The following is a 23,223-nucleotide window of genomic DNA, read 5'->3' on the forward strand; positions in this document are numbered from 1 at the left end:
ACAGAACCCCCCAGCCCTCATGCGCAATGCTCCCGGCCGCTGAACATCAGTCACTGTTTGATAAAAAACAGACCGCCTCCCACTCAAGGAGGCGGTCTGTTTCCCGTGTAATTTAACCGGCCGCTACGGAAGTTGAATCTGCAGCTGCCCCGGCGGACGAAGGATTATCTGCCGTCCAGCAGATTACCCAGTCCGCCGAGGATGCTGCCCTCTTCCTTGCGTCCCGTGCCGCGGGCTGCGGACAGAATACGGTCGGCCATCCGGTTGAACGGCAGCGACTGAACCCAAATCTTGCCCGGTCCGCGCAGCGTAGCGAAGAACAGGCCTTCGCCGCCGAACAAGGCCGTCTTAATGCCCTTGACCATCTCGATATCATAGTCCACCGACGAGGTCATGGCAACAAGACAACCCGTGTCCAGCCGGATCACTTCTCCAGGCTGGAGCGTTCTCTCCATGACGTAGCCGCCGGAATGGACGAAGGCCAGGCCGTCGCCTTCCAGCTTCTGCATAATGAATCCTTCACCGCCGAAGAATCCGGCTCCAAGCCGGCGCTGAAATTCAATCCCGACGGATACGCCCTTCGCGGCGCAGAGAAAGGCGTCCTTTTGACAGATGATTTTTCCGTTATATTGCAGAAGGTCGAGAGGGATAATTTTTCCCGGATACGGCGCGGCGAATGTGACGGATTTCCGCCCGTAGCCTCCGGCGTGCGTGAACACGGTCATGAACAGGCTTTCGCCGGTCAGCACTCTTTTGCCTGCGCCCATCAGCTTGCCCATCAGTCCACCGCCTTGATTCGAACCGCTGCCGTCTCCGAAGATCGTCTCCATGCGGATTTCCGGGTCCATCATCATGAAGCTGCCCGCTTCCGCAATGACGCTCTCGCCGGGATCAAGCTGAACCTCCACGCACTGCATTTCTTCACCCATAATGACATAATCGATTTCATGAGCTGCCATAATTCCAATTCCTCCTCAAAGTTAGTTCAAGGCCTCTTCCTCTTTCGGCCGTTTGAGCGTTAATACGTCCGGCAAGCCGGAGCGGTTTCACCGGAACCCGAAATTAACCTTATGCGAATCGGCGCATCCCGATTCCTCTTAACTGCTTCAACGGATGGGGAGCCTGTCCAAGCCCTTGTAATGTCCATCAGCAGGATGTTGTCGCGTTAAGAACATCCTGATCTTTACATCGCCAAACCGTATAGCCATAAAAAATGCAGACCCAGGTCCACATCGGGGCCAGAGTCTGCATAAATTATGAATCGTATACTTTCCCCTATTTATGATACAGTACCACTAAACAATCATATCCCCTATTCCAATTCTTTCTATGTCGGACTTTGTACTGTATATTGGCTTGAATTTTGAATAATGATCCGCCCATACCAATATATGTTCACTTGTAACAAATTGATCTAAAGACCCTGGTATTTCAAGATGTTGAAGTTCTTTAGGTAACGAAGAAAATAACGCATCCTCTAAATTAATATAAGAATAGGATTGTAAACCTCTTGCGTAGAAAAGAGGAGGTTCAAGTTCGATATATTCCGTCAACTTCATATCGTTATGTTGTTTTACTAGTATCGCTAATACGCCCTCCATTTGTTCAACCGCTTTTGTAACACAAGGTTCCATCAAAATGCCTTCAAGATGCTCAATCAACTCAATGGCTAAAGGACTGATCTGTGCCAGTTCCTTGGAAATCCATTTGTAAGTACCAGGTCGATATCTTTTGTTATAGAGAAAGACCAATTGAATTGCTTTCTCTACCATTCTGTTTAAGAATAACCTGGCTGATAATGATTCCCCTCTAATATCCGTAAGCCCTGCCACATAGAGAGAACGAAATGCGCTCCATGCATATTTCAATTTATACCGCCATACATCTTCCGGTAGATAAGAAAGAGTCATTCGTGCTTCAGTTATTTCGCCTACAGGATCCGTAAAAATCTTTCCTCTTGTCCACTCTATCAATTTTTGCTCAGGAATCACTAACCAATCGTAAATGGAGAGCTGAGAAGTATGCAATCCCAATTGGATTCGCATATGCCGAGAAACACTAGTAATTGCAATATGATGTATATTGCTTTTTCCATTATACGGTACAAGCACCTCATTAAATTCATCTACGGAAAAACGAGAGGGATATCCCTTGAATAAAATTGGAACTTCTTCGTCAAATGCTTGATTAAGGGATGTAGCGTACTCATCATAGTCCGAGTCAAGCAACCAAATGTAGCATCTCGCTCCCCACTCATGATCTCTTGATAAATCATCATCATAACCTAAGACATCTGAGCCATAACCAATTAATCCAGCAGCATGTTTTTCCAACAGTTGCGGGAAACGACAGGCTATTATTGGCCTTACGATCTCCCAATAAAACTCCTCACTTAAGCCTAAACCCTTCATTGGCTAACTCCATCCCATGTAGCTGTGCGCACCCACATTATTTTTACCGGCACCCTAATGTTAACATTTGACCTAGAAATAACTAGACTATTCTTTTGGGTTCTGTTATCATTTAGATTGAAGTCTTGGTGAAATATCGAAGTCCCATATTTACTTGAGAAGCCGGGAAATTTTCTGGGCTTTTTTCATTTAAACATAAAAAAGCGCCTACAATCAGACGCGTTGATGGGTATTTCGATATAATAAGCTTCACAAAAAACTTGCAACTCACGCTCCCTAAGTGATATTAAATCTCGCCCCAATATAACTCTGTTTCATATGTATAAGGTACTTTACCGTTTTTCTCATATCGATTAAATAAGTTTTTTAATTCGTCCATCATAGGTCCGTAGTTAGGGTGTTCAGGCATAGGAGTATAGGAGGAAGACATTACTCTTCCACGTAGACCCTCAAAATCAAATAATTGTTGTATTTTAAAAACGGACTTCTCCATCGAATTTTCTTTAAAGAATAATTGCAGCTCATCTTCCGAAATGTTTTTGTGATTCACTTCGGAGTAATCAATACCATAGTTAAGCAATAAATGTTCTATCCCTTCTAAAAAAGCAATTCCTTTTGTTTGACGTGTATTCCAAATTAAAATAACCTTACCACGTTCTTTTAGAATTCGTTTAAATTCCATTTTTGTAACAGTACGATCGAACCAGTGGAACGCTTGAGCACAAACAATAAAGTCTACGGAATTGTCACGTAAACATGTTGATTCTGCTGAACCTGCCACAGCACGAAAGTTGGATTCATGTCCAAGTATTTGTTCACAAGCTTTTCGCATTTCCTGATCTGGTTCGACTGCAATAACATTAGTACCTCTTTCAACTAGTAATTTAGATAATTTTCCTGTTCCTGCCCCAATATCAGCTACGGTCGAATTCTCATCAAGTTTGACAATATCATATAAATAATCTATTGCATCACTAGGATATGTCGGACGATATTTCACATAATCTTTAACTCTGTTTGAAAATGATAGCTTTATGTCCATCACCATACTCCTCCATTTGTTATTAATAGGATTTTCATTAGACAACGATGTTACCTATGAGCCAATACTTATAAGACGAAAAAAGTTTACCTGTTGTTTCATACTGGATGTGAACGAAAACCAACAAGAGTATACGAGCGGCTGGTCGAGGCCGAAGACCGCCTGATCCGGCAGCTCCAAACCTGCGAACTGGCCCCTTCTGCCAAAACGGCTGAGGGGACTTTTGCTTTCCGCAAGCAAAAGTCCCCCTCCAGATACCTCATCGTTCTGTGACCCAAAAAAACAGCGCAGAAGCCCATTAGCGCCGACTTTTCCGCCGAGTCTGGCCCATCCCAAACCCATGCCCGGCAAAGCTCGTTTCCATGCCAGCTGCAGGATTCCCCCTAAAAAAATTGCCGTTACTTGTGGTACGGTTCACCGTGCTGTCTGTAACGGCAAGTTTTTGAGAGGTCTTCCGGATGAATGGTCCTCTCTTTTCAAGATAAGCGACAAGTTGGGCTTCACCAATGGCCTTGTTTCTCCTATAAAAAATCTGCAAGAATCCGAAAGGCACTCTGCGTATTAAACGCCATGATTTGTTTAACTAATTCTGAGTCTGGATAACCTCTTTGAAGCAACCGGTGGGGACCAGCACTGTAGGAAATATGATGATACAACTTATAGAAAGCCATCCTATGGGGGTCCAGCTGAGTATGCTTCAAGTAACGCCTGTAGTTGTCGAACCGGAACTCCATGAAGCTGTGTTCGTATTCAGGATCGAAAAACATGGCCCCTTCGATATCGATCAGCCACGGACGCAACTGATTGTCCACGAGTACATGGTTCGGTCCCAGCTCAGCATGGATAAAGCTGTAACATGATCTTGCACCGATTTTTGCAGCCAATGCTTCTATTACTTGAATAAACTTGTCATGATGCTTCCGAAATTCCGAAACATTAGCAGACAAATATTCCAGCTGCCGGCAAGCTCCTGCCAATATAGGTAAATGGCACCCGGAAGGCGCTTCCGATATCGGTTCATGCAACTTCCCCCAGTGTTCTCTAGTTTGTTGATGCATTCGGTTCAGCATTCCGGAAAGAGGTTCGAATACTTGATTTTGAGTCCCGGGATCGGCTTGAAAGAAATCAGAGGCTTCCTTCCCTTCGATGTACTCAACAAATGCGAAATCAACCTCACCCTTGAGGCTTCCCGGTTCAAAGTGATAGAGCTCCGGTGTACGAATTTGAAGCTTCCTCAGAAAGGCATTAGCTGTTTGAAATTGTCGTCCTCCGAAACCGGAAATGGGTCCAGGTTGTTCCTCCTGCTCCAGTTCTTCGCGAAAGTAGTTCAATCGTACATCCCAAACATACAGAATAAAGCGAAAACCATTCGAACAATCAACCGAATAAACGACTTTCTGCGCTCCGCCGCGCAGTTGCACAGCCTCTTCCGGGTGATAACCCCTTCCAAAAATTCTTTCTACCCAAACCCCGAGTTTTCCCTGTAATAAATGACTCCATCCGTCCATATTCCGCTCTCCTCCTACTTGAATTATTGCATGATCAATATAGGTGATTTGGAAAAAAAAGTATAGACTGTTTCTTGGCGATTTGTTATGATGTTGAATAAGGTCTTTGCAAAAATGTCCATATGAAAAGCCCAAGGAATTTGATTCCTGGGGCTTTTTTTGTTGAGCTCGAAGCCTTCCATACACTCTATTTAAAACTGCAATTGATAAAGCTTTCGACTCCTCGTAAGCATTTATAACAACTAACCGTTGCTTATGATATGGCTCTCCGCGCTGTCTGTAACGGCAAGTTTTAAGCCATCCTTTGAGGGGTAGTCCTTTCTTGATTTAATAGAATAAAAAGATCTACTGGATCCTCACTATCCACTGCAAGCCCGAACCGTTGACTCTTGAATGATAGCGGAAAACACGAAAAGTCGCACCAACAAAAAGAACAGCCCGCAGGCTGTTCTCTTTCACTGTCTGCCTTAGAAGCAGGTGAACGAGCTAATCCGATTCAAATCAATACCGAAGTACGCCCAGAAGAAACCGAACCATCTGAACCCTGCAATAGAATTACGCCCGACGAATACCGGGAAGAACCAAAATTGCTCGCCGTTGTTCAGCCAAATGTATGTGTTGCGGAACAGGCAGCGTCTGATCGCGCCGGGGTCGATGGCAAATGTGGTGGCCGGCATTTGCGGTACGAATTGCGGTGGAGGAGCCGTCGGCGCTTGAACGCCTCCCGGTGCACCTCCTGGAAGTCCCGGAGTCCCGGGAAATCCACCTGGAAACCCCGGTCCTCCTGGTCCTCCCGGCACGCCAGGTCCGCCGCCGGTTCCCGGCGCTGGAAAAAATCCCATATGTGATCGCTCCTTTCAATGAGTAGGCATAATCATCATATGCATTCGCGGAAAGGGCGCCTGGGCGAATGCCAATAAAAAATCCCCGCCCAGCCGAAGCTGAACGGTAGTGAAATTAAGCCGCCTTTTTATCAACAACAAGATCTAACATAGGCATTATCAGAAAACTTGCCCCTACTTATGATTCGGTTCAACTTACTTCATTCACTTATAAAGCAAATTCCATAAAGGAATCGTCTTCCGTAGATATTTTGAGATTCGCGGATGAAAGAAGGAGCATGTCCTCAGGTGCGCTCACCAAGAAATTCGTGTTTGTAAATCGCATGAATTCTTTCCAAAACGTTCCGCGCTTGATCTTTAAATTTTAAATCTGCAACATGACCTTTCAGCAAAAACACGCCGGTCTCATTACGGTGTTCCCCGAGGGCCCCCTCATACAACTGGTTCGCGCCGTGGGTAGGCGGAGAGAAAAACAGCTTCATTAGCAAATTAACCACTATGGGCAGTCCGGATTTTTTTCCTTTTCTTAGCGTATTATTGCCACCCGGGTCAACGCTGCGGATCTTAATGCCTTCCTTGGCAAGCTGCGATGCGATAGCCTGAGTCCACAGCGAAAGCGCCAGCTTTGAAGTGGCATAAGGACCGAGCAGTTTGCGGAAGGTTTTGGGGCGTTCCAGGGTTTCGATATTAAACTCTTTCACATAGTTTAGTGCTGAAGATGAGGTATTGACCACCGTTTTTAAGCCGCCGTTTTTTAAGAGTTCCTTCAATTCCATCAGAATGATATACGGAACGATCGTCATCAGTTCATAATGTTTCTCACGCCTTTGTTTCGAATAACTTAGCTCGGGAAAGCTCCCGCCGGCATTGTTGAACAAGATGTCGATCCGCCGCTCCTTTCCTTTGATCTCTTCCAAAGTACGTCTCAAGCTGGCATAATCGGCGAGATCCGCTATTTTATAAATGCGAAGCCATCCACTATTGATAGCTTTTTGGATTCTCATATCATCCGCAGGAAAGTCGGAACGGTTCAAAGCAACCACCTGCCATTCCTCCGACAGCAACTTCCGTGTTAATTCCAACCCGATCCCGTTGCTTGCGCCTGTAATCAGTGCGATATTTTCACGTTGGTTCGTGTTCATTGTACGTCTCCTCCTGATGTCGGGATATTTCCCCCTGATAGCGCACATTCTATAACTTGGAGTCGACTCCAAGTCAAGGCACGTAAGCAAAGTTTTTGTCCTAAGGATAAGAGACTTGACTTGGAGCCAGCACCAAGATGTATAATGCACAAAAAAAGCAATCTCCGGGAGGGAACAGGATGATGGCAGAGCAAACCTTTACAATGAAGCAAACCGCCGAGCAAACCGGAATTTCCGAGGATACGATCCGTTATTACGAAAAGATCGCGCTGCTACCCCGGGCGGACCGGAAGGACAACGGGCACCGCATCTACCGGCAGGAGGACATCAATACGATCCGGCTGATATCCTGCCTGAAAAAAACGGGGATGCCGCTGGAGAAAATGCGGCCGTTTTTGGCGGTCTCCGCCGACACCGATCCCGCGGAATATCCCGAGCTGGTGGAGCACATAAGGAGCCACCGGGAAAATATCGTCAGCCAAATCGCCTCGCTGCAGCAGGTCGTCGATTTTATCGACATGAAGCTGGAGGAGGGAAGATACCGCCGGGACTGCTCAGATGAAAGCCAGGACGGCGTGTCGGAGAAACTGAGAGGGGAACCGAAATCAAAGCCCGTCTCACCTGTTGAGATGAGTTATTTTTCTGTATCAGCCAAAACGGGAAAGTCACCGGCTTCCGTAAAATAAGCTCGAAACATCATAAGAGAGAAAGTGCAGGAGACTTTGGCGGCCTTTAAGAAATATCTATGCTCTAAGCACCTTAATGAGTGCACAGCATTGCAGTATTAACGTTCAGTTCGATTTTCTGCTTTACCACTATTTGTGGTACGGTTCACCGTAATATATCTAAACATAAAGTAAAGTTTGACCACAAAATATACATTAGCATATAAAGTCAAAACCACTCCTAAAGAATGGAGTGGTTTTCTAACGTTTTCTTTACCTCAATGCAAGAAGCTAGTATGCAAGTAAGTCCAATGTTTTTTCAATTTCGGTGTCAATAGCAAGACCCCACCCTTCGGGAATGTTAGGTTTATTTATTAGATGGAGCATGGTCGCTACATCAGCAATCTTTGAATAGATATACCATTCTTTAGGTAGAGGCTCTTTTGCCTTACTGTTATAGCCTTCAAAAAAAGCGGAGATGGTTTCTGTACCGATATATCTTTCGACATTAGTTCTTGTCCTAAAAAATTTACCTATATCATAAAACACAGGTGCAGAAAAACAATACTCATAATCTATAAAACAGGTTTGCAATGAAGGGGTAACAATGATATTAGAAAAAATGAAATCGCCATGAGAAAAAACATGTTTTGAAGCAACTTGTTTTAATAACTCTGCATTGCAGTTAATAAAATGGAGGAATTTCTCTTTTGTTGAAGGTTTAATATGTATACCAGCTAATCCATTAAAAAGAGTATGATACTGGCTCGTTATAGGTTCAAAATTTTCTTTAATACGCAAATTTTCATCAAGTAGTGCCATATGCGTGTATTCAGTTTGATGTAACAATGCCAGAGAACCGCTAATACTGCGAACAACACTATTAGGAAATCCATTGTTCTCGGTAATAAATTCTCCAAGAGTCAAACCTTCAATAAATTCCATGATTATGTAGGAGTTAGGAATTAATTGCTTGCTATTGTCAAAGAAATAAATTTCGGGGACTCGTATCATTGTTCTCGCATAGATATACGCTGCGATTTCAAGTTGGCTGTGGTCATTGTTAAGTGGATAAATCCTTAACACATACTTTTTCGTATTGCCTTCTAGCTGTACAACATAATTGCTTGTACTCATCCCCCTAGTTAACGGAGCAATGCTGTTAATAATTGCTTTTGGATTAAATGTTGTAACTAATGATTCTAATGTATTAGAAGCTAAGGTTTGAAATTCAAACAGTCTTTCATCTATACTCAACTCTCTGCAACCTCCTTTTATTGCTAGATTGATGCCTTATGAACCCTTAACAAAATTGTACCATATACTGGAATTAACATGTTATCGTATCGCTAACAATCAACCTATAGTCGGTCGGTAGAAGTGCTTACGCCTTTTCCGAAAGTGGCTATCAACCGTCATAACGAAGGTTGAGCCAGTAAAACAGAAGGACTTGCTTCACTCCATAATAAACAAGATCACCGTAAACGCTGGTGATAATCCCGACCAGAGAAGTGTCAAGGACATTGAATTGTTCTTTGACGCTTCAATTAACGATGACTTTATGCTTACTTATGATACGGTTCACCTTATCATAAAACAACAAACGCCCGGATACCCGGGCGCCTTGGTGAATACGATCTATATTTTTTGCTCAAGCTTGTCATCCGCCGTTTGTATCGGCCACACGCCGACGAATTCATCCTCGTTATAGTCCAGGAAAGACTGCAAAATCTCTTCGCGGTCATCAAGGAACAGCTGATCCGCCACTCCGGTCACCAGCTTGGGAACCGCGTTCTTCGTCCCCGAAATCGCAGAAGCCGACAGGCCGCAGCTGGCCAGAGCCGAATAGTTGAAGATAAAGAGCCCATGGAGCAGCGGCTCTCCCGCTGCGTCACGGCTCGTGAGCGCAAAGCCGGGGCTAAGGTAAGGATGCGCGTCAAGCAGCGGATTGGCCGCTTCCTCCGGAGCTTTGTACACATCGGACCAGCGGGCAATATGGCTTTCGATCAGCCGAAACTCCGGACGCAAGCTCGGATCGCTGAGCAGGCCGGTGCTGACAATGAGATAATCGAAGGTAAACTTGCCTTTAGGTGTGGTCACGGCGACTCCCTCGCCGTCCGTCTCTACATCAAGCCATGGGGAACCGAGATGCAGCTGAAATCCGGGCCATGATGCCGCACGTTCGAACGTATCGTTGGTCGGCGGCTGATTGAACTTGAAGAAATGGGAGATCACCGCATATTTATCGGCATCCGACAGTACATGGTATCGTTCAATCATCCCTGAAGATTCCATCTGGCGGATCGGATTGACGGTCGGCAGCTTCTCCCGGCGAACAAAGACATGGGCTTCGGCCACGCCGCTCGACAAGGCGAAATTGGCATTATCGAAGGCGGAAGCCCCGCCACCGAGAATCCCGACTTTCTTGCCTTTAAGGCTTTCGAAATCGATCATCTCCGAGGTGTGGGCGTACAGATGTCCTGGCAGCTTATCGGCAATCATCGGAGGCACATGCCACTCGCCGCCTCCCTGAATGCCGGTGGCCAGTACGACCTTTCGCGCCAGCAGGTGCGCCGAAGGCGCTCCCGCTCCTTCAATATGCAAGCGATGGACTCCGCCACCGGCAGGCTCGATCAGCTTCAGCTTCACATCGTTGATAACCGGCAGACCCAGAATCTGCCGATACCAGCGCAGATAGTTCATCCAGTCACCCCGCGGAATCTTTACGACCTCTTCCCAGCCCTCCGATCCGAACTGGGCTTCCCACCAGGAGCGGAAGGTCAGGGAAGGGATGCCAAGGTCGACGGAAGTTAAATGCTTGGGCGTGCGCAGCGTCACCATTCGCGCATAGGTTTCCCACGGTCCTTCCAGTCCTTCGGGGTTCTCATCAATAACCAGAATATTCGATACCCGTTCACGCAGCAAGCCGAAAGCCGCAGCCAGGCCGCTTTGGCCTCCTCCGACAATGACGACGTCATAGACATGCCCTTCGGAGTGCTCCTTCGGCTGCACCCAATCCGCGCCTCCGAAGGCAAGGTAGGAAAGATCGGTTTTCACTCGTTCGTTCAAAGCTTCCAGACTCATGCTTCCTCATACCTTTCAGTGGCGTTTAAATCAGCATATGTGCTATTACTCCAATTATATATTGTCTGATACGCCGTTTAAATGTCGATGGCATGTTAATTGTCATAATACCTAAATTTCTTACTATTAATTGTGCATCATAACTAACATTCCGTACCCAAAGCCGGATGAATGGAAGAGAATATTACATGTCGAGCAAAAAGAGCGGGAACTCCCCCTCAGCAAAAAGCCGGAGACTTCGCCCGCTCAGCAATAATCCCCCGGGATCAAACCATCCCGGGGGATTTCCAGATAGAATGCTCCTGCCCGTTCAACGGGCCAGGGTGATTGGAGCGGGCCGATGGTCCTCAGCCGACCGGTAAGCGGCCAGCGCGACTTCAAGCGCCCGAAGCCCGTCTTCCCCGGTTACCGAGGCGGTCTTCGCCCCTACGCGGACCGACCGGACAAAATCGCGGATCAGCTCCAGATCCATATTGTCTCCCCAGTAGTCCCAGCTCACGCCGTTGTCATTGCGATACACGCTCATTTTCTGATTGAAGGCATTGATCGACAGCACACCGTACTCGCAGATCACATCCAGCGTTACGTCCCCCCAGGTCGGGAAGTTCCTGTTCCGTGACCAGCTGCAGTCCAGGCTGGCGAACACCCCGTTGTCGAACTCCATCGTCAGGATGCCGCAGTCGTCGATCTTCCCTTCCGAGAACCGGCTGGCGGCCTCGGCGTACACATTCGTCACTTCCGCGCCCATATACCAGCGCATGACGTCAACGACATGAACGGTATGGTCCATCACCGCTCCCCCGCCGGACAGCTCCTTATCCAGAAACCAGCCGCCGGGAATGCGCCCACGGTTCGTCCCTTTCATGGCAAGAATTTTGCCGTACGCTCCGCTGTCCAGAAGCTCCTTCCCCCGTTTGATGGACGTTTGGAACCGGACGGGAAAAGCGGTCTGGAGAAGCACTCCGTTCTCCCGGCAGGCCGCGATCATCGCCAGCGCATCCTCTACCCGGGTGGCCAGCGGCTTCTCGCATAGAACATGCTTGCCCGCCCCGGCTGCCGCCATGACACAATCGATATGCCGCACATTTTCGGAGCAGACGATGACCGCGTCGATCCCGCTGCCGATCAGTTGATTCAGCTCGGGATAGTACGCCGTCTGATAACGGCTGGCTATCTCCTGGCCCTTCTCCGCATCCTCGTCCCAGATTCCGGCCAGCTCCGCGCCGTCAATTTGCAATAGAGCATCCATATAGCCTATGGCATGCATATGAGCAAGACTGGCTATGCCAATTTTAATCATGAGACCCTCCTGTACCTGTTGATTTTGAGATGAGGCGTCCTGACGCCCGGACACTTAAGCAATCGCCACGGGCATGCCGCTGCGGGACGATTCAATGGCGGCCAGCGAGATGGCCAGCGCCTGGTACGCGTCCTCGGCGGTAACGATCGGTTCTTCCCCCGTCTCCATACAAGACAGAAAATGGGCCAGCTCCCGGTAATAAGGCGTTTCCAGCAGCGGGCTTTCCGGAACGGCAGCGCCCTCCTGCGGCTGGTCCGGCGCCTTCCGGAAGGACAGGATCGGATTGTCGCTCGCGCTGTTGAAATCGATAATCCCGTCGGTTCCCGCGATTTCGAAGGAAGTCGTAAATTTCTGATGGGACCACGAGCCTTCGACATGGGCGATGACACCGCTGCGGAAGGTTAGCGTTGTCAGTGCGTAGCCGCCGCCCTCTGAAGATTCCGGAGCATAGGCTTTGGCGAATACCCGCTCCACTTCCCCGAAGCACCAGCGCAAATAATCGAAATCATGGATGGACAGGTCCAGCAGCAGACCGCCGCTCTTGCTCGTATCCGCATACCAGTTCTGCCAGGCACGCGGAAATCCGGATGTCCGGCTTGCTCTTACCATGGCGATATCGCCCAGCCCCTTCCGCTCCATCACCTGTCTGGCCTGGACATATTCCGGGAAGAACCTCACCACATGCCCTACAAACAGCCGGATCTTCTTGTCCTGGCAGTAGTCGATCATTTCGCGCGCGTCCTTCAAGCTGCCGGCCAGCGGTTTTTCGCAGATAATGTGCTTGCCGTCATCCGCCGCCTTGAGCACGTACTCCCGGTGCAGATACGTCGGCAGACAGACATCAACCACATCGACCGTATCCAGCTCCATCATCGCTTCCTCATAGCTGCTGAACGACCGGGTGCCGAACCTCTCGGCTGCTTTGCCCGCCGCGGCCGCATCCGAATCGACGATACCGGCCAGAGATACATCCTTCATGGCCGAATAGGCTTCCGCATGCGTTCTCCCCATCGTGCCGGCGCCAATCAACAACACATTCTTCATTCTGGAATCGTCTCCTTTTGAAAAGGGATGCCTTAGTACCTTTCTGTGATCCACATCGAATAACGCTGCCCCGGAAAAAGCGCCTGAAGCGCCCTGTTGCTGCGCAGCACCTCACGCTTCACCGCCTGAATGCCCTGGGTCAGCATGGCGCAAAATTCGGCGGCCGTGCATTTGATTTCCTCGTCATAGACCAGCCCCCAGGGGGAAGCCTGGACGGTGACCGAGGACGACTCCAGAACGAGCTCGGCCCGCTCGGACCCGCATCGAAGCAGCAGGCGTTCAGGCAGGACTGACCGCTCCTCTCCGGTCAGACCGGCGATCCGGTCCGTCAGTTCGGGCGCAAGCTTGGCCAGCATGGCGGGTAACCCGATCACCTTCCACATCGTCTCGTCGTTATTTACAACCTCCACGGAACCAAGCTGCCTGAGCGTTTCCGGCAGGACGCCGTCCTCCGGCAGGGTAGCTTCCAGCCGTTTGACGGATTCCGCGCCGGCTATCCTTGAGAGCAGCGGCTTCATCGCTTCCCCCTCTCCATCAAGGTAGGCGCATTCCAGCAGACTCAGATTCCCGGCCTTTTCCTGCCCTCCGATGGCGTAAGCGGCGATTTCGCTTCCTTTTCTGGCCACCCAAAAATTGTCCGTGACACGACCCGTCCATTTCAGCAAGCCTTCCCAGTATTCACGCGTCCGCACCCGGGTGTTGGCGTTCTTCCGGTTGTACCGCTCGCAAATCTCCATGACCTCGTCCAAATCCCCGGCTTCAAACTCCGAAATCGTATAGGGAGAGTCCGCGCTGTCTTCCATCAATACCGATTCGGCGTTCAGCACGTACAGAGGGGCTTCCACCGTCTCCCAGCCCGCCTTCTCGTAGAATGGATGAATCCCGGTAAACAAAAGGGAAAGATCGAAGCCATGGCTGCGCATCCACAAGCTCATTTCCGCCAAAATCGCCTGCACGGCCCCCAGTCCCCGGTAAGCCGGGTTCGCGGCCACACTTCCGATGCCTCCGACAAGCAGCTCCGCTGCTCCGATATGAATCCGGTACGGAAATAGCTGCACCGAAGCAGCCAATTCCCCGTCCGCCAAGGCAATCCATGTCGTTTCGGGGTCATACGAGACATCGTAATCGAGCCTCTGCTGAAAGAACGAACGGTCCTCAGGAAATACGCTCCCCAGCATATCAAAGATCCTATCGATTTCTTCACGGTTTTGAACCTGCCTGACTTCCAATCTCGGCAATGGCGCACCTCTTTTCCGTTAGTTAACCCTTCACGGCCCCTGCGGTCATCCCGTCCACCAGATAGCGCTGGAAGAACAGGGTCAGCAGCACCGGAGGAAGCAGGCCGATGATGCCCGACGCTGCCATCAGACCGTAATCGACGGAGAAACGTCCGAGGAACTCGTTGATGACGACCGGCATCGTCTTCGATTGCGAGGAGCCTGTCAGCACAAGGGCCGTATTAAATTCATTCCACGTATTCAAATAGGCAAACACACCGATGGCAAATAGCCCCGGAGCCGAAATCGGCAGAATGATCCGCAGCAGAGCGCCGAACCGTCCAAGTCCGTCCACAAAGGCCGATTCCTCCAGCTCTTTCGGAATGGATTCGAAGAATGCCCGCATCATCCAAATGATAAAAGGCAGAGTGAAGGACAGATTCGCCAGCACAAGCGCCGATTTGGTGTCCAGCAGCCCGATCCGGTTAAAAATCAAATACATCGGCAGCGCAATGGCAATGCTGGGCACCATTTGCGTAATCAGAAAGATGACCGCCAGGCGGTCTTTCATCCGGAAACGCAGTCTGGCAAAGGCGTAGGCTCCCAAAGAGCCGAAGATCAGCGAGAACAGCGTCGTGACACTGGCCACGATCAGGCTGTTAAGCAGCGAGTTCTTGAACGATGCCGCATTGTCGGACAAGCTCAGCACCTGCTTGTAGTTCATCAGGGTGAAGCTGTCCGGAAGCCATTGCCGGGCAAGCGACCCCAGTTCTTTCCCGGGTGAAAGGCTGATGATAAACGCCCAGATCAAAGGGGATAAAGTAAAGATCATGACCAGCACGACGCCCGAAAATAGCAGAATCTTTTTTATGGACTTGTTCAAAAGACGCCCCTCCTTTCTCAAACCCCGTCCTTCTGCCGGAGTATCCGCATGTACAGCAGCACGAACACCAGGATAAATCCCGTCAGGATATAGCTTCCGGCCGAACCCAGCCCGAAATCGCTGAACATGAAGCCCTGCTTGTACAGATACAGGCCGGACAGCTGTGTGGAATTGGCTGGACCGCCCTTGGTCATGGCAAAGACCAGATCGAATACCCGGAAGGAGTCAATGGTGCGCAGAACGAGCAGAACCAGGGTAACGGGCACCAGCAATTTTACGACAATGTCTTTAAAAATGCGCACGCTCCCCGCTCCGTCAATTTTGGCGGCTTCAATCAGTTCGCCTGAAATCGACTGCAGCGCGGCCAGATACATCAAGGCGACAAAAGGAAACGATGTCCATACCTGCGCCATAATAATGGAGGCCAGCGCCAGCTTCGGGTCGGACAGCCAGCCGACCGGACTGTCGATCACGCCCAGCTTCAGCAGTACCCCGTTCAGCAGACCGTAGTTCGGATGCAGCATCGTCTGCCAGATCATGGCGTTGACGACCCCGGGCATGGCCCACGGAATCAGCAACAACGATCGCCCGAGCCCCCTCATACGGAATTTGATATTAAAAAGAAGGGCTGCGGCAAGCCCCAGAATCATACTCGCCGCAACACTGAATACTGCAAAATAAAGCGTTGTTTCCATGCTGAGCCAGAATTCCCCGTCTTTAAGCACCGCACTGAAATTATCCAGTCCGACGAATTTCGGGCCGACCCATGGTTTCGTCAGGTTGAGATCGACAAAACAAAGGTAGATGGAGTAGAGAAACGGATATAGCAGCAAACCGAGCAGGATAACGATAGTGGGAAGCAGTAAAAGGAATGCAAACTTCGATTCGGAAATCATTTTCTTCGAATTCGAAACGGAAGCGGCAGCCGGACGAAACAACGCTTGACCTCGCATGGACAATCCTTCTTTCTGAATCACGACCGGGTTACGGTGTTCGCTCTTATCCATAGCCATACTCCTTACTTGTTGCTCTCCTGGATTTTTTGCGTTTCAGCGAACGCATCTGTGAGGGCCTGAGCCGGCGTTTTCTTCTGAGTCAACGCGTTCTGGAGTTCAACCTGGAATTTGGAAGACCATTCATTGTACCAAGGAATTTGCGGACGGTTGACGGCAACCTCGGCCTGCTCCAGAATCTTGTCCAGTCCGGGCACGCCCGCCTTTACTTCCGGATCTTCATATACGCTCTTCCACCCCGGGAACATGCCGATTTCAAGCGCCTGCCGTTTGCTGCCCTCTACGTCGTTCAGGAATTTGATATATTCCCACGCGGCTTCCTTGTTCTTCGAACCCGAGGAGATCGCATAGGCCATCGGTCCGGCAATCGTCGCGCTGGATACGGTGTATGGAAGCGGAGCGACATCGGCCTGATCTACGATTTTGGACTTGGAGGAATCGTTGAGCGGAGTGAGCGGCAGCCCCCAGTTGAGTTCAAAAGCGATATCGCCCGCCGCCATGGCGTCCAGCACGTTGGTTTCATTATATTGAATCGAAGCGGGGTCCACGATTTTGTATTTGTAGATCATATCCACCATCATTTGCAGCGCAGCGGTGTTCTCCGGGCTGTTGAAGACAGGATTGCCGTTCTCGTCAAACAGCTTGCCCCCCATGCTGGAAGCAATCGCGATGAAATCGCAGACAAGACCTTCCGCCTGGCTCCAGGCCCAGGCCGAGCCGTATTTGACGATCCCTTTTTCCTGCAAAGTCTGACTGTACTTAATGAAGTCGTCCCATGTTTTCGGCGGAGCGGAGAACCCGGCTTTTTCCAGCATCGTCTTGTTATATACAAAGGACTTATATTCGGAGGCGTAAGGGAGGCCGTAATACTTGCCCTGATACTGCAGCGCCTGTTTCGCAAACGGCAGCATTTCATTCTTCATATCGTCCGTCATCCATTGATCGACCGGCTCCACCCATCCCGACATTACAAACCGGGGCAAGTCGATGACATCCATCACAAAAATATCGTACGTGGAACCGCCGGACATAAAGGAGTTCATCAATTTCGGTGTAACATCGGCATTGCCGACCGTATCGACCTGTACTTCAATCCCCGTCTTTTCCTGAAACTCTTTGTTCACCTTGGCGAAGTATTCCTGATTGGACGGATTGGAAATGGTTCGGAGGACAACTCCCGCATACGGCTTGTCGCCGGCGGGCGCATCAGTCGCTGTGCTGGTGCCGGTCGTCTGACCGGTTCCTTCCGCCTTATTTGAGCCGTTACCGCAGCCGGACAGCGCCGCAACCGTGAGTACCATCAGCAGCAATACCATAATTGATGATTTCCGTTTCATGAGAACCCCCCAGTAAGATTAGGATTTGAACTACAGCAGGCCAGCCGTCGCCGCAAATTTAAACCGGGTTAAAATGTACACGAAATATAATGAAGCCCTCCCTTCCTGTCAACTTCCTCCAATGGATGCATAATGATGTGAGTTTATCTCTCAATAAAAGAAAGAATTTTGCTGTTTTCGTGTTCGTTTACATACCATTTACGCTATTATAGTCACAGAAAAGTAATATTTTCAATATCTTGCGTTAATTTTTATCACATACTATTATGGATTTATTGTATACACCTCTCAAATCTCAATTCCACTTACTCTAATAGGTGTATTAAGTTCTCCAAGCTAAACATCGTTACTTTTTTCATTGGATGAATAAAGCGGCACGTGTTAATGTGGATTTTATATTGGTCTTAAAGCGAGGTTGAGCGAAGTGAACAAGATCAGAACTGGAGATCAGAAGCTGGTTCAGGAGCTGAACCGGTCGATTATTTTAAATGTGATCCGGGAAAAAGGGCCCATCTCCCGAAGCGAGATTGCGAAGCACTACGGCATCAGCGCCACAACGGTGGCTTCCGCCATCCAGGAGCTGATCCGGGACGGTTTTGTGTGCGAAATGGGCGAGGGAGCTTCCAATGGCGGAAGAAAACCGATCATGCTAAAGCTGGCTTCCGACCGCCTTTACCTGATCGGGGTCTCCGTATCCAATTCTTCCATTGACATTGCCCGGATGGACCTGGAAGCCAAGATCAGCCGCAAGCAATCGAGACCGGTTCAAGCCTTATACGGGGAGGAGCTTGTCGCTGCCGTACTATCGGAGATTGAGCGGTTTTTGCAGGGTTGTCCTGATACCGGGCAATGCCTGGGTATCTCGATCATTATTCCGGGGGTTATCGACAAGGATTTAGGCATCGTGTACTTTAACTCCAAGCTCAAGCTGGAGCAAATCAACCTGAAAGCTATTATTGAAAGCCGTTTCAATATCAAAACATGGCTTGAGAATGACCTTAACGCCACCGTGCTTGCCCAAAAAAAATTCGGACCCTACGGAAAGGTCCAAAATTTGATCTACGTCTCGATCTCGGAGGGTGTGGGGGCGGGGATTTTTTTTCACGACATTCTGCTTAGAGGAGGCAACGGCGGTGCGGGGGAGCTCGGGCATACCATCATTGACCGGAACGGTATCCGCTGCGAATGCGGAAGCTCGGGATGTCTGGAGAACTATATCAGCTGGCCCGCGGTGTATTCCCGGATTATCGCCTCTGCGACGCGCGGCAGAAAGACGGCCATTATGGATTTGGCGGAGGGCGATATCGCCCGGGTCACGCCAGAGATGTTCAATCAAGCCGTCAAGATGCAGGACCCGCTGGCTGTCGATTTAACCGATGAGATATCCGGCTACCTCGGTCACGGCCTGGTCAATCTCATCAATTTGTTCAATCCGGAAATACTGATCCTGGGCGGGCAGATCGGCTCAAGCAACCCCCGCTTGCTGGAAAACGTCCAAAAATACGTGTCATCCCACGCGCTTCCCATACTCCGGGACCTTAAAATTTGCCCGTCAACGCTCGGTGAAGAGGCGAACCTGTTGGCGGCCGCCTCGATAATTCTGGAGGATATATTCCACTTCTCCCTTGCCAATTGATCGGGAGGACCTATTTTATTTTGATCGGTCATTCAGCATAGCCGAATAGTACGCTTTTTTCTCCAGGGCGACGGTCTTGACCTGCTCCAAATGCTCCATCTGCCGCTCCAGCCAGTCGATATGCTTATCCAGGATGTCCATTCGCAAATGCAGAGAATCAAGGATGTCTGGCATTTCCCTGCCGTCAAGATCCAGCAAGCAGCCGTCTTTGGCAAAAGAAGCGATATCCTCCAGCTTCATTCCCGTCTGCTTTAAGCCATGGATGAAGCGGATAAACCGGATATCCCCTTCGTCATACCGCCGGCGCCCGGTTTCCTTTCCATCCTTACGGGAGGGGTTCGGCAGTATGCCTACCTTTTCATAGAAACGGAGGGTATACGCCGTGATCCCCGTTATTTTGGATACTTCACTGATCGAGTACATGCGCTAAAGCCCTCCCTTCCTTTGTTCATTCAGCCTTTCACCACATATTTCAGTTGACCAGCACCACTTTTCCGACGGCCAAAGATCGTTCAAGCAGTTCCTGCGCCTTGGCCGCTTCCTGAAGCGGAATGCGGTGCGATACCAGCGGATGGATCAAGCCATCCTCCAGCAGAGACAGAACGGCGCTTGCGTCTTCCCGGAACCAGTCCGGCTGCTCCTTTTTCAGAAGGGTGATGCTGTAAAGATGCATAGGGTGTCCCTGCTCCGTCGTTTGGGCCTTTGCCAGGCGGCTCCACTCCTTCTCCCAATTTCCGGAGTCCCGCTCCTGGAGCACCGAAGTATAGCCGTAGCTGATGAACCGCCCGTTCCGGCTTAAAGTCCGCAGCGAGCGCTCGTAGTTCTCGCCTCCGATCGGGTCGAATACGGCATTGATTCCTTCGGGAGCATGAAGCCTCAGAACATCGACGAAATCTTCATTCCTGTAATCAATAGGTATGGCGCCGTACCCGGAAACGATGTGGTGCTTCGCAAGCGAAGCCGTGCCATACATCTTCAGCTTCGCCAATCTGCCCAGCTCCAAAAGTGCTGTGCCGGTTCCGCCGCTTGCACCGTGGATCAGGATACTCTCCCCCTCAGATACTTTGGCAATCCGGTGAAGCATCTGATAAGCGGTCACATAATTCAAGACGGCGGCAACAGCGAGCGAAGAATCCATCTGCGGGGGAACGGCCACCAGCTCATCGGACTTCGCATATACATAAGCCGCATAGCCCCCCGTTCCGTTATAGAAAACCGCCACTTTGTCCCCTTTACGAAACTGCTTCACATCCTCTCCGAGCTCGTCGATCACACCAACCGCATCGTATCCCGGTGTAAACGGCGGCATTGGCGGATTCGGAAACTTGCCTTCCCTTCTCATGATATCCGCCAGCGCGACGCCGGAGCTTTGAACTTTAACGCGAACCTCGTCCCGATCTGGCATCCGCAGCGGCTCCTGAACCAATGTCAGCACTTCCGGCCCGCCGTACGCCGTTACAATGACTCTTGAGTTAAACACAGGACATCTCCCCTTCAAAGGTGAATAATGGATGCCCGTATTATATTTCTTAGAGTTTACTCGAAGTCAAGCGGCCCTAAGCGCATTATCTTAAATAGCCTCCGTTATTAATATCGAAGGTTGCACCCGTGTAGTGCCTGGATTTCTCCGATAATAAAAAAACGACCGTTTCGGCCACATCCTCCGGCAGGACCGGGGTCTGGATCAGCTGGTGACTGAGATACTCCTTTTTTCTCCAATCGGGAATGGTCTGCATCATCGAGGTGTCGACCATGGTTGGTGCGACGGCGTTCACACGTATGTACGGAGAAAAATTCATGGCACAGCTCTTCGTTAACCCGAGCAAAGCGGCTTTGGTCAGTCCGTATACCGCATCCGAGCTCCCCTCCATGCCAGAGACGGAAGACATATTGACGATGGTTCCCTGCTGCCGATTGCGGAGCATCCGCCTTCCGAACAGCTGTGAGAAATAGACGGCTCCCTTGATGTTGATATCCATCACTTTGTCGATCTCGTTCTCTTGATAATCAAGTATGCTTTTGGCCAAGTAGATGCCCGCATTATTAACCAGGCCGTTCGCATCCGGGTGTTCCGTTTCAATATAGGCAAAAAAGTCGCGAACCTGCTCGTACTCACTTACATCCGCTTGATAGGTGTGAAGCTGATGGCAAGCCTCCGCTTCCTCCTTCTTCAGTTCTTCAAGCAGCCGGCTGTTCATATCGCACGCGATTACCGAAGCGCCTTCGCGCAAACTTAGTTTCACGACCGCTTTTCCGATTCCGGTAGCCGCGCCTGTAATGATTATTTTTTTATCAAAAAGCATTATGACCGCCCACCCTAAAATGAAATTTAATCGCAATTTTACCTTTCCGCCGTTTGGGATTTGCATAGGACTCATATAGTGATAACAGGGTTCTATTCAACGGTAAAGGATTTGATGATTTTGAGGATAGCCTTCTTCACGGATACGTTTTACCCGCAGATCAATGGTGTGTCCAATACGTTGATGTATTTGAGCCAATATCTGACCCGCTGCGGCATTGAACATCTATTCTTCGCACCCGATTATGAGACCGGCGAGCCTGAAGCCTGCGGGGTTCCGGTCGTTCGGTTCAAAGGATTTACTCCTCATATCTACCCGGACTGCCGCCTCGCTTTCCCTCCTTATCCCAAAGTTCTGGAGCAGCTCTCGGACTTTAAGCCAGATGTTGTCCATATTGTAACCGAGCTCGGCGTCGGCTGGAGCGGCCTTCGGGCTGCTAGAGCGCTGAATCTGCCGATCGTCATGTCCTATCATACCAGCTTCGACAAGTACCTCCAATTTTACCATATGCAATATTTAAGCAAAGCCTTGTGGGCATACATGCGCCGGTTCCACAGCTTCGCGCAGGTCAATCTTGCCCCTTCCCGGAGCACGATGCAGGTTTTGGCGCGCCACGGCATCACCAATCTGGACCTGTGGCCTCGTGGAATCGATCTTGAGCGGTTTCATCCCGGGAATTACTCTCCTGAGCTTCGGGAGGAGATGGGGATTACGAATGAGGTCGTATTTCTCTATGTAGGCCGCATCGCGGTGGAAAAGGGTCTGCAGACGCTGGCCGACAGCATTATGCACGTGAATCGGCGTTACGGCAGGGAAGTGAAATGGGTCTTCACGGGTGACGGACCTTATTTGCCGGAGCTGGTTGCTCAAAGGATACCGAACGCTATTTTTACGGGGAGCCGCCGGGGCGATGAACTCGCCGCTATTTATGCGAGCGCGGATGCCTTCGTTTTCCCCTCCGGCACCGAGACGTTCGGGAATGTTCTGCTGGAGGCCATGGCGAGCGGTCTTCCGGTCATCTGCACCGATTCCGGCGGAGTGACCGATTTTACGGAGAATCACCACAATGCTCTGGTCTGCAAGTACGGGAGCGCTCCCGAGTTAACCAAAGCAATCCTCAGCATGCTTAATCCGCATAACCGGCAAATCCTGGGGGCAAAAGCGCTTGATACGGCAAAAGCCCGAGGCTGGGACGCCGTGTTCGACCGTCTCTTGCTGCAGTACACGTACGCCGCGAATCCGGAAATTCACCCCGGACGAAGGATCACCGGTTGACGCTGCCGGGCAGCTAGTTTTAACACGCAGGGAAAAGATCGCAAAGCATACCGGAATCCCGGTGTCTTGCAATTTTTTTCTATACCATGGTCGGTCGTCGTGATCACGGTAAGTCTGGCGAAGTGTACTCGCGGCCAGCCGGAGCGCCTCATGCCGCCAGCACAGTGCCGTCCGGGATACGAATTCACAGAACAAACGGTACCGCGGGATTGTTCTGTTAGCCTAAGTCCGGGGTATAGAGGCTTGCGTGTTCCCGCAAACGTACTGAATACTAGGGGGGTAATTCTGTCCAACCTCGGTCCGGGGTGTTGTGACATTTCCCTTTTTCCTGCAAACCGGCTGAATACCAGGGGATAATTCTGTCCAACCTCGGTCCGGTGTACAGTAGCTGGCGTTTTCCTGCAAACCTGCAGGTTTATCAGGTGAGTCTCGCGTTGGTAGAAGGAAAAGATGCGATCGTGCATCTTTTTGAGCCTACGCACCACCAAACGGGAAGATAGGAGAAGAATTCCCTGCATTTT

20 protein-coding genes are annotated in these 23,223 nt (G+C 50.1%); 3 read left to right on the plus strand and 17 right to left on the minus strand.

Annotated elements, in window-relative coordinates:
• Positions 1 to 164 precede the first annotated feature (164 nt).
• The 6 genes from G5B47_RS19700 to G5B47_RS19725 all read right to left on the minus strand — a co-directional run bounded on the left by G5B47_RS19700 (position 165) and on the right by G5B47_RS19725 (position 6,945).
• A complete protein-coding gene (locus G5B47_RS19700; RefSeq protein ID WP_025334313.1) occupies positions 165 to 959 on the minus strand; it encodes a TIGR00266 family protein in 795 nt (264 codons plus the stop codon).
• A gap of 336 nt (positions 960 to 1,295) precedes the next feature.
• Complete coding sequence (locus G5B47_RS19705) at positions 1,296 to 2,411, minus strand: DUF4037 domain-containing protein (RefSeq protein WP_165101718.1); 1,116 nt, start codon at positions 2,409 to 2,411, stop codon at positions 1,296 to 1,298.
• A gap of 286 nt (positions 2,412 to 2,697) precedes the next feature.
• Positions 2,698 to 3,453 (minus strand): class I SAM-dependent methyltransferase, encoded by a 756-nt coding sequence (locus G5B47_RS19710; RefSeq protein ID WP_165101720.1) that lies wholly within the window; start codon positions 3,451 to 3,453, stop codon positions 2,698 to 2,700.
• Positions 3,454 to 3,974: 521 nt separating this feature from the next.
• The gene (locus G5B47_RS19715) at positions 3,975 to 4,961 is read right to left on the minus strand and encodes a phosphotransferase (protein ID WP_165101722.1); all 987 of its coding nucleotides are present in this window, start codon (positions 4,959 to 4,961) and stop codon (positions 3,975 to 3,977) included.
• Positions 4,962 to 5,428: 467 nt separating this feature from the next.
• Positions 5,429 to 5,803, minus strand: a complete 375-nt coding sequence (locus G5B47_RS19720) for a collagen-like protein (protein WP_165101724.1) — start codon at positions 5,801 to 5,803, stop codon at positions 5,429 to 5,431.
• Between the two features lie 284 nt (positions 5,804 to 6,087).
• Positions 6,088 to 6,945, minus strand: coding sequence for an SDR family NAD(P)-dependent oxidoreductase (locus G5B47_RS19725; protein ID WP_165101726.1), 858 nt, complete (start codon positions 6,943 to 6,945; stop codon positions 6,088 to 6,090).
• Positions 6,946 to 7,124: 179 nt separating this feature from the next.
• Between G5B47_RS19725 and G5B47_RS19730 the strand changes: the two genes are divergently transcribed.
• The gene (locus tag G5B47_RS19730; RefSeq protein ID WP_165101728.1) at positions 7,125 to 7,631 is read left to right on the plus strand and encodes a MerR family transcriptional regulator; all 507 of its coding nucleotides are present in this window, start codon (positions 7,125 to 7,127) and stop codon (positions 7,629 to 7,631) included.
• Between the two features lie 270 nt (positions 7,632 to 7,901).
• Here G5B47_RS19730 and G5B47_RS19735 read toward each other — a convergent pair whose 3' ends face one another.
• The 8 genes from G5B47_RS19735 to G5B47_RS19770 form a co-directional block, all read right to left on the minus strand.
• Positions 7,902 to 8,867, minus strand: coding sequence for a phosphotransferase family protein (locus tag G5B47_RS19735; RefSeq protein WP_165101730.1), 966 nt, complete (start codon positions 8,865 to 8,867; stop codon positions 7,902 to 7,904).
• 381 nt (positions 8,868 to 9,248) lie between these two features.
• Entirely contained in the window at positions 9,249 to 10,694 is a 1,446-nt protein-coding gene (locus tag G5B47_RS19740; protein ID WP_165101732.1) for a flavin-containing monooxygenase, read from the minus strand.
• 310 nt (positions 10,695 to 11,004) lie between these two features.
• Positions 11,005 to 11,991 carry a Gfo/Idh/MocA family protein gene (locus G5B47_RS19745; protein WP_165101792.1) on the minus strand — a complete coding sequence of 329 codons (987 nt, stop codon included), beginning with the start codon at positions 11,989 to 11,991 and terminating at the stop codon, positions 11,005 to 11,007.
• A gap of 57 nt (positions 11,992 to 12,048) precedes the next feature.
• Positions 12,049 to 13,038 (minus strand): Gfo/Idh/MocA family protein, encoded by a 990-nt coding sequence (locus G5B47_RS19750; RefSeq protein ID WP_165101734.1) that lies wholly within the window; start codon positions 13,036 to 13,038, stop codon positions 12,049 to 12,051.
• A 32-nt stretch (positions 13,039 to 13,070) separates the two neighbouring features.
• Positions 13,071 to 14,276 carry a GNAT family N-acetyltransferase gene (locus G5B47_RS19755; RefSeq protein ID WP_165101736.1) on the minus strand — a complete coding sequence of 402 codons (1,206 nt, stop codon included), beginning with the start codon at positions 14,274 to 14,276 and terminating at the stop codon, positions 13,071 to 13,073.
• 22 nt (positions 14,277 to 14,298) lie between these two features.
• Positions 14,299 to 15,138: a carbohydrate ABC transporter permease gene (locus G5B47_RS19760; protein ID WP_165101738.1), complete on the minus strand. Its 840-nt coding sequence runs from the start codon at positions 15,136 to 15,138 to the stop codon at positions 14,299 to 14,301.
• A 17-nt stretch (positions 15,139 to 15,155) separates the two neighbouring features.
• Positions 15,156 to 16,145: a carbohydrate ABC transporter permease gene (locus G5B47_RS19765; protein WP_165101740.1), complete on the minus strand. Its 990-nt coding sequence runs from the start codon at positions 16,143 to 16,145 to the stop codon at positions 15,156 to 15,158.
• 11 nt (positions 16,146 to 16,156) lie between these two features.
• Positions 16,157 to 17,488 (minus strand): extracellular solute-binding protein, encoded by a 1,332-nt coding sequence (locus G5B47_RS19770; RefSeq protein WP_165101742.1) that lies wholly within the window; start codon positions 17,486 to 17,488, stop codon positions 16,157 to 16,159.
• 424 nt (positions 17,489 to 17,912) lie between these two features.
• Between G5B47_RS19770 and G5B47_RS19775 the strand changes: the two genes are divergently transcribed.
• On the plus strand, positions 17,913 to 19,124 hold the full coding sequence (locus tag G5B47_RS19775; RefSeq protein WP_328804592.1) for an ROK family transcriptional regulator: 1,212 nt from the start codon (positions 17,913 to 17,915) through the stop codon (positions 19,122 to 19,124).
• Between the two features lie 15 nt (positions 19,125 to 19,139).
• Here G5B47_RS19775 and G5B47_RS19780 read toward each other — a convergent pair whose 3' ends face one another.
• The 3 genes from G5B47_RS19780 to G5B47_RS19790 form a co-directional block, all read right to left on the minus strand.
• Positions 19,140 to 19,547 (minus strand): MerR family transcriptional regulator, encoded by a 408-nt coding sequence (locus tag G5B47_RS19780; RefSeq protein WP_165101744.1) that lies wholly within the window; start codon positions 19,545 to 19,547, stop codon positions 19,140 to 19,142.
• A 49-nt stretch (positions 19,548 to 19,596) separates the two neighbouring features.
• Positions 19,597 to 20,604 (minus strand): zinc-binding dehydrogenase, encoded by a 1,008-nt coding sequence (locus tag G5B47_RS19785; protein WP_165101746.1) that lies wholly within the window; start codon positions 20,602 to 20,604, stop codon positions 19,597 to 19,599.
• A gap of 85 nt (positions 20,605 to 20,689) precedes the next feature.
• Complete coding sequence (locus G5B47_RS19790; RefSeq protein WP_165101748.1) at positions 20,690 to 21,427, minus strand: SDR family oxidoreductase; 738 nt, start codon at positions 21,425 to 21,427, stop codon at positions 20,690 to 20,692.
• A 120-nt stretch (positions 21,428 to 21,547) separates the two neighbouring features.
• On the opposite strand from G5B47_RS19790, the gene G5B47_RS19795 reads away from it, so the two are divergent.
• Positions 21,548 to 22,702 (plus strand): glycosyltransferase family 4 protein, encoded by a 1,155-nt coding sequence (locus G5B47_RS19795; RefSeq protein WP_165101750.1) that lies wholly within the window; start codon positions 21,548 to 21,550, stop codon positions 22,700 to 22,702.
• Positions 22,703 to 23,223: the final 521 nt, after the last annotated feature.

The sequence above is a fragment of the Paenibacillus apii genome, assembly GCF_011043685.1.
Classification (GTDB): Bacteria; Bacillota; Bacilli; order Paenibacillales; family Paenibacillaceae; genus Paenibacillus_AQ; species Paenibacillus_AQ sabinae.

What these genes read in the sequence shown, in the direction of transcription:
- G5B47_RS19770 (WP_165101742.1), bottom strand. Translation starts at nt 17,488, where the DNA reads ATGAAACGGAAATCATCAATTATGGTATTGCTGCTGATGGTACTCACG.
- G5B47_RS19710 (WP_165101720.1), bottom strand. Translation starts at nt 3,453, where the DNA reads ATGGACATAAAGCTATCATTTTCAAACAGAGTTAAAGATTATGTGAAA.
- G5B47_RS19705 (WP_165101718.1), bottom strand. Translation starts at nt 2,411, where the DNA reads ATGAAGGGTTTAGGCTTAAGTGAGGAGTTTTATTGGGAGATCGTAAGG.
- G5B47_RS19790 (WP_165101748.1), bottom strand. Translation starts at nt 21,427, where the DNA reads ATGCTTTTTGATAAAAAAATAATCATTACAGGCGCGGCTACCGGAATC.
- G5B47_RS19700 (WP_025334313.1), bottom strand. Translation starts at nt 959, where the DNA reads ATGGCAGCTCATGAAATCGATTATGTCATTATGGGTGAAGAAATGCAG.
- G5B47_RS19765 (WP_165101740.1), bottom strand. Translation starts at nt 16,145, where the DNA reads ATGGATAAGAGCGAACACCGTAACCCGGTCGTGATTCAGAAAGAAGGA.
- G5B47_RS19720 (WP_165101724.1), bottom strand. Translation starts at nt 5,803, where the DNA reads ATGGGATTTTTTCCAGCGCCGGGAACCGGCGGCGGACCTGGCGTGCCG.
- G5B47_RS19715 (WP_165101722.1), bottom strand. Translation starts at nt 4,961, where the DNA reads ATGGACGGATGGAGTCATTTATTACAGGGAAAACTCGGGGTTTGGGTA.
- G5B47_RS19740 (WP_165101732.1), bottom strand. Translation starts at nt 10,694, where the DNA reads ATGAGTCTGGAAGCTTTGAACGAACGAGTGAAAACCGATCTTTCCTAC.
- G5B47_RS19725 (WP_165101726.1), bottom strand. Translation starts at nt 6,945, where the DNA reads ATGAACACGAACCAACGTGAAAATATCGCACTGATTACAGGCGCAAGC.
- G5B47_RS19730 (WP_165101728.1), top strand. Translation starts at nt 7,125, where the DNA reads ATGATGGCAGAGCAAACCTTTACAATGAAGCAAACCGCCGAGCAAACC.
- G5B47_RS19780 (WP_165101744.1), bottom strand. Translation starts at nt 19,547, where the DNA reads ATGTACTCGATCAGTGAAGTATCCAAAATAACGGGGATCACGGCGTAT.
- G5B47_RS19750 (WP_165101734.1), bottom strand. Translation starts at nt 13,038, where the DNA reads ATGAAGAATGTGTTGTTGATTGGCGCCGGCACGATGGGGAGAACGCAT.